Genomic DNA, 5,508 nt, shown 5'->3' on the forward strand with positions numbered 1-5,508 from the left:
TCATCACCCCGTGGTGGTTGGTGTTTGCCGGGTTTTGAATTTTCTGATGGAGAGTTTGATCCTGGCTCAGGATGAACGCTGGCGGCGTGCTTAACACATGCAAGTCGAACGATGAAGGGGTGCTTGCATCCTGGATTAGTGGCGAACGGGTGAGTAACACGTGAGTAACCTGCCCTTGACTCTGGGATAAGCCTGGGAAACTGGGTCTAATACCGGATACGACCGCTCCCCGCATGGGGTGGTGGTGGAAAGCTTTTGTGGTTTTGGATGGACTCGCGGCCTATCAGCTTGTTGGTGAGGTAATGGCTCACCAAGGCGACGACGGGTAGCCGGCCTGAGAGGGTGACCGGCCACACTGGGACTGAGACACGGCCCAGACTCCTACGGGAGGCAGCAGTGGGGAATATTGCACAATGGGCGAAAGCCTGATGCAGCGACGCCGCGTGAGGGATGACGGCCTTCGGGTTGTAAACCTCTTTCAGTAGGGAAGAAGCGAAAGTGACGGTACCTGCAGAAGAAGCGCCGGCTAACTACGTGCCAGCAGCCGCGGTAATACGTAGGGCGCAAGCGTTATCCGGAATTATTGGGCGTAAAGAGCTCGTAGGCGGTTTGTCGCGTCTGCTGTGAAAGGCCAGGGCTCAACCCTGGTTCTGCAGTGGGTACGGGCAGACTTGAGTGATGTAGGGGAGACTGGAATTCCTGGTGTAGCGGTGAAATGCGCAGATATCAGGAGGAACACCGATGGCGAAGGCAGGTCTCTGGGCATTAACTGACGCTGAGGAGCGAAAGCATGGGGAGCGAACAGGATTAGATACCCTGGTAGTCCATGCCGTAAACGTTGGGCACTAGGTGTGGGGGACATTCCACGTTTTCCGCGCCGTAGCTAACGCATTAAGTGCCCCGCCTGGGGAGTACGGCCGCAAGGCTAAAACTCAAAGGAATTGACGGGGGCCCGCACAAGCGGCGGAGCATGCGGATTAATTCGATGCAACGCGAAGAACCTTACCAAGGCTTGACATGGACTAGACCGCTCTGGAGACAGGGCTTCCCTTCGGGGCTGGTTCACAGGTGGTGCATGGTTGTCGTCAGCTCGTGTCGTGAGATGTTGGGTTAAGTCCCGCAACGAGCGCAACCCTCGTTCCATGTTGCCAGCACGTAGTGGTGGGGACTCATGGGAGACTGCCGGGGTCAACTCGGAGGAAGGTGGGGACGACGTCAAATCATCATGCCCCTTATGTCTTGGGCTTCACGCATGCTACAATGGCCGGTACAAAGGGTTGCGATACTGTGAGGTGGAGCTAATCCCAAAAAGCCGGTCTCAGTTCGGATTGGGGTCTGCAACTCGACCCCATGAAGTTGGAGTCGCTAGTAATCGCAGATCAGCAACGCTGCGGTGAATACGTTCCCGGGCCTTGTACACACCGCCCGTCAAGTCACGAAAGTTGGTAACACCCGAAGCCGGTGGCCTAACCCCTTGTGGGAGGGAGCTGTCGAAGGTGGGACTGGCGATTGGGACTAAGTCGTAACAAGGTAGCCGTACCGGAAGGTGCGGCTGGATCACCTCCTTTCTAAGGAGCAAACAAGACCCGATACCGTCACCGCATGGTGGTGGGGGAGGGATTGTTGACTGCCCGCCTGCCAGGACGATCGTTCCTGGGGTGTGGTGCTCATGGGTGGAATATCAAAAGAACACATCCCCGTAGGCCGGCTGCTCCTTGGAGTGACGGGTGGGGGGTGCGGTGCCTGCACGGGTGCCATGGCCACGGATCCTAGTACGCTGCCTCATCTTCGGGTGAGACGGTTGGAATGGGTTGGTGGTTGTGGTGGTGCGGGTGGTGTTGACACACTGTTGGGTCCTGAAACAACAGGCTTGTTGTTTCTGGTTGTTCCCAGCCATTCGAAGCGTCTGCCCTGTGGGGTGGGTGTGGGTGGTGGTGATGGGGTTGTTGTTTGAGAACTGCATAGTGGACGCGAGCATCTTATAGGTGAGCGTCATGGCCGGTACACGGGCTGCTCCTTCGGGGTTGCGTGTGTGTGGGTTGTGGGGTTTGCCTGGTTTTTGTGTGGCCAAGTTTTTAAGGGCGCACGGTGGATGCCTTGGCATTAGGAGCCGATGAAGGACGTGGGAATCTGCGATAAGCCTGGGGGAGTTGATAACCGAACTTTGATCCCAGGATGTCCGAATGGGGAAACCCGGCTGCCTGTTATGGGTAGTCACCCGCAGCTGAACGCATAGGCTGTGTGGAGGGAACGCGGGGAAGTGAAACATCTCAGTACCCGCAGGAAGAGAAAACAACATGTGATTCCGTGAGTAGTGGCGAGCGAAAGCGGAAGAGGCTAAACCGGTTCATGTGTGATAGCCAGTGAGTGTTGCATGGCCGGGGTTGTGGGGTTGTTCTGTACCAGGATCACTGTTCTGGTCTGGTGTGAGTGTGCTGACGTAGATGAACCGTTTGGGAAGGCGGACCGTAGAGGGTGAGAGTCCCGTAATCGTCGCGTTGTTGCACCGCTGGAGGGATGATGCCCGAGTAGCACGGGGCCCGAGAAATCCCGTGTGAATCTGTCAGGACCACCTGATAAGCCTAAATACTACCTAATGACCGATAGCGGACCAGTACCGTGAGGGAAAGGTGAAAAGTACCCCGGGAGGGGAGTGAAATAGTACCTGAAACCGTGTGCCTACAATCCGTCAGAGCAGGCTTGTTCCTGTGATGGCGTGCCTTTTGAAGAATGAGCCTGCGAGTTAGTGTTACGTCGCGAGGTTAACCCGTGTGGGGAAGCCGTAGCGAAAGCGAGTCTGAATAGGGCGTTTGAGTGGCGTGATCTAGACCCGAAGCGAAGTGATCTACCCATGGCCAGGTTGAAGCGACGGTAAGACGTCGTGGAGGACCGAACCCACTTCAGTTGAAAATGGAGGGGATGAGCTGTGGGTAGGGGTGAAAGGCCAATCAAACTTCGTGATAGCTGGTTCTCCCCGAAATGCATTTAGGTGCAGCGTTGCGTGTTTCTTGCCGGAGGTAGAGCTACTGGATGGCCGATGGGCCCTACAAGGTTACTGACGTCAGCCAAACTCCGAATGCCGGTAAGTGAGAGCGCAGCAGTGAGACCGTGGGGGATAAGCTTCATGGTCGAGAGGGAAACAGCCCAGACCACCGACTAAGGCCCCTAAGCGTGTGCTAAGTGGGAAAGGATGTGGAGTTGCTTAGACAACCAGGAGGTTGGCTTAGAAGCAGCCACCCTTGAAAGAGTGCGTAATAGCTCACTGGTCAAGTGATTCCGCGCCGACAATGTAGCGGGGCTCAAGTACACCGCCGAAGTCGTGGATTTCACGCATTGTCCTAGCCCTTTGGGGTTCAGGAGCGTGGAGTGGTAGGGGAGCGTCGTGTGGACGGTGAAGCCGCGGTGTAAACCAGTGGTGGAGACCACACGAGTGAGAATGCAGGCATGAGTAGCGAAAGACGGGTGAGAAACCCGTCCGCCGGATGATCAAGGGTTCCAGGGTCAAGCTAATCTGCCCTGGGTGAGTCGGGACCTAAGGCGAGGCCGACAGGCGTAGTCGATGGACAACGGGTTGATATTCCCGTACCGGCGAAGAACCGCCCATACTGAGCCCGGGATACTAACCACCCAAACCACCTGCCAGTGCCCTTCGGGGCGTGGGTTGTGTGGGGAGGCTGGGAACTGATCGGGGGAGGTAAGCGTATTAACAGGTGTGACGCAGGAAGGTAGCTGAGCCGGGCGATGGTAGTCCCGGTCTAAGCAGGTAGGCCGTTCCGTAGGCAAATCCGCGGAACATGAGGCTGAGACGTGATGGGACCCCACTTGGTGGGGGATTCAGTGATCCTATGCTGCCGAGAAAAGCATCGACGCGAGGTTCCAGCCGCCCGTACCCTAAACCGACACAGGTGATCAGGTAGAGAATACTAAGGCGATCGAGAGAATCATGGTTAAGGAACTCGGCAAAATGCCCCCGTAACTTCGGGAGAAGGGGGGCCCCGACCGTGAAAGCACCACGCGTGCTGGAGCGGGTAAGGGCCGCAGAGACCAGGGGGAAGCGACTGTTTACTAAAAACACAGGTCCGTGCGAAGTCGCAAGACGATGTATACGGACTGACTCCTGCCCGGTGCTGGAAGGTTAAGAGGACCGGTCAACCCTTAGGGGTGAAGCCGGGAATTTAAGCCCCAGTAAACGGCGGTGGTAACTATAACCATCCTAAGGTAGCGAAATTCCTTGTCGGGTAAGTTCCGACCTGCACGAATGGAGTAACGACTTCCCTACTGTCTCAACCATGAACTCGGCGAAATTGCACTACGAGTAAAGATGCTCGTTACGCGCAGCAGGACGGAAAGACCCCGAGACCTTTACTATAGTTTGGTATTGGTGTTCGGAGTGGCTTGTGTAGGATAGGTGGGAGACTGTGAAGCCGGTACGCCAGTACCGGTGGAGTCATCGTTGAAATACCACTCTGGTCACTTTGGACATCTAACTTCGGCCCATGATCTGGGTCAGGGACAGTGCCTGATGGGTAGTTTAACTGGGGCGGTTGCCTCCCAAAAAGTAACGGAGGCGCCCAAAGGTTCCCTCAGCCTGGTTGGCAATCAGGTGTCGAGTGTAAGTGCACAAGGGAGCTTGACTGTGAGAGAGACATCTCGAGCAGGGACGAAAGTCGGGACTAGTGATCCGGCGGTACATTGTGGAATGGCCGTCGCTCAACGGATAAAAGGTACCTCGGGGATAACAGGCTGATCTTGCCCAAGAGTCCATATCGACGGCATGGTTTGGCACCTCGATGTCGGCTCGTCGCATCCTGGGGCTGGAGTAGGTCCCAAGGGTTGGGCTGTTCGCCCATTAAAGCGGTACGCGAGCTGGGTTTAGAACGTCGTGAGACAGTTCGGTCCCTATCCGCTGCGCGCGCAGGAAATTTGAGAAGGGCTGTCCTTAGTACGAGAGGACCGGGACGGACGAACCTCTGGTGTGTCAGTTGTACTGCCAAGTGCACCGCTGATTGGCTACGTTCGGATGGGATAACCGCTGAAAGCATCTAAGCGGGAAGCCCGCTTCAAGATAAGATTTCCATACACCTTCGTGTGTGAGAGGCCCCCAGCAGACCACTGGGTTGATAGGCCAGACGTGGAAGCCCAGCAATGGGTGAAGCTGACTGGTACTAATAAGCCGACAACCTGACCACACACCCCCACCCACCATGGTGGCGGGGGGTTGAAAGAAAACTGTGCTACGCGTCCACCATGCGGTCCCCAAACAACAAACCCAACACAACCATTGGGCCAGGGAACCACATAATTGAATAACCTAGTGTCAGATCACTAGTAACCCTCAACCACCCCACCCACACCACCACGGTGCACGGGTGAGCGGAAAAGAGTTACGGCGGTCATAGCGTGGGGGAAACGCCCGGTCCCATTCCGAACCCGGAAGCTAAGACCCACAGCGCCGATGGTACTGCACCCGAGAGAGTGTGGGAGAGTAGGACACCGCCGGACACAACC

3 rRNA genes are annotated in these 5,508 nt (G+C 56.4%); all 3 read left to right on the top strand.

The annotated features are described in order from the left end of the window. The first annotated feature begins 43 nt into the window (after positions 1-43). The 3 genes from Q9R02_RS16415 (at position 44) to rrf (ending at position 5,502) form a co-directional block, all read left to right on the top strand. Positions 44-1,568 (top strand): 16S ribosomal RNA (locus Q9R02_RS16415). A 497-nt stretch (positions 1,569-2,065) separates the two neighbouring features. Continuing rightward, positions 2,066-5,189 (top strand): 23S ribosomal RNA (locus Q9R02_RS16420). Positions 5,190-5,385: 196 nt separating this feature from the next. Continuing rightward, positions 5,386-5,502: ribosomal RNA gene (gene rrf, locus Q9R02_RS16425) — 5S ribosomal RNA — on the top strand. The 16S, 23S and 5S rRNA genes sit together here, the layout of an rRNA operon. The last annotated feature ends 6 nt before the right edge of the window (positions 5,503-5,508 follow it).

Source organism: Arthrobacter horti (assembly GCF_030731045.1).
Lineage (GTDB): Bacteria > Actinomycetota > Actinomycetes > Actinomycetales > Micrococcaceae > Arthrobacter_E > Arthrobacter_E nanjingensis.